The sequence below is a fragment of the Vibrio sp. 1978 genome (assembly GCF_033344345.1).
In genome coordinates, this window is sequence record NZ_JAWPOP010000120.1 from 1 (window position 1) to 1,185 (window position 1,185).

Genomic DNA, 1,185 nt, shown 5'->3' on the forward strand with positions numbered 1-1,185 from the left:
AAGTTTTAATTGATAATCAGTGTCAAAGTGATATTCCTTACTGCGAGCGTCAATCAACACTCGATGCTATAGATGCAGCGCGAACCCAATGCGTATCCAAAGGTGATCAATTCGCTTACTCCTGTAGTAACGAAACTGAGTCATGGGAATCTCAATGTAACGGCCGTGATTGTTCAGATGTTGAAGGTCAATCCGATAGCGTACGTTGGATGTCTAGCGTCTGGGGAAACTCGTCGCCTTCTTCTTATCTTTGCTCTTCTATTGGTGGCGGTTGTGGTGCCGCCATTGATCGTTCTAGCTCTTGGTGCGGTGAGTCTGGTTGGTGCTATGCAACTTTTACTGTTATAGGCCCTTCTTGTGACAGCACTACTGGTAATCTTTTTTGCAATGACCCTGAGTGTAAAACACTTAAAGACCCTAATACTGACGATAAACCAGATACTGACCCTACCCATAAACCAGATGACCCTACTGGCGGTGATATCGAAGACCCTAGCGTTTTACCAGATTCAGACAATGATGTTGTCGTTCCTGACCCTCCAACAGATGAACCTGATGTTGAAGACCCTCCAACAGATGAATCAACAGATACGGCAGTTGTTAGCGCAATAACGGGAATGAATAAGGATGTAAACAAGGCGCTCAATGAGATGACCATCGACATAAATCAGGCAAGTGCTGACGTTCAGAATCAAATCATTGCGCTTAATGCTTCAGTTGTTACCAATACGCAGGCCATTCAAAAACAGCAAGCTAACGACAATGAAATCTATCGTAAAACAAAGTCTCTAATTCAACAGGCCAATGCTGACATAACAACAGCGGTAAACAAAAATACCAATGCTATTAACGGCGTTGGTGATGATGTTGAACAAATTGCGGGTGCAATGGATGGTATTGCTGAGGATGTTGCTGGTATTTCTGAAACACTGGATGGTATTGCCAACACTGATACGTCCGGCGCTGGTACGGGAGGCACTTGTATCGAGGCTGGCAATTGTACTGGCTTTTATGAATCTGCTTATCCTGATGGGTTAGGCGGTTTGGTATCTGGTCAACTGAATGATCTAAAAACCAATGTGATTGACGACTTTGTTAATTCATTCGGCAACATAGATTTATCTAATGCTCAGCGTCCATCTTTCGTTCTTCCGGTTCCGTTCTTCGGTGACTTCAGTTTTGAAG

Annotated in this window: 1 pseudogene; it reads left to right on the forward strand. The window is 43.8% G+C overall.

Features of this window, described 5'->3' with window-relative positions:
• Window positions 1–1,185 (forward strand): annotated as a pseudogene (locus R8N49_RS24895) (hypothetical protein); the annotation flags it as partial.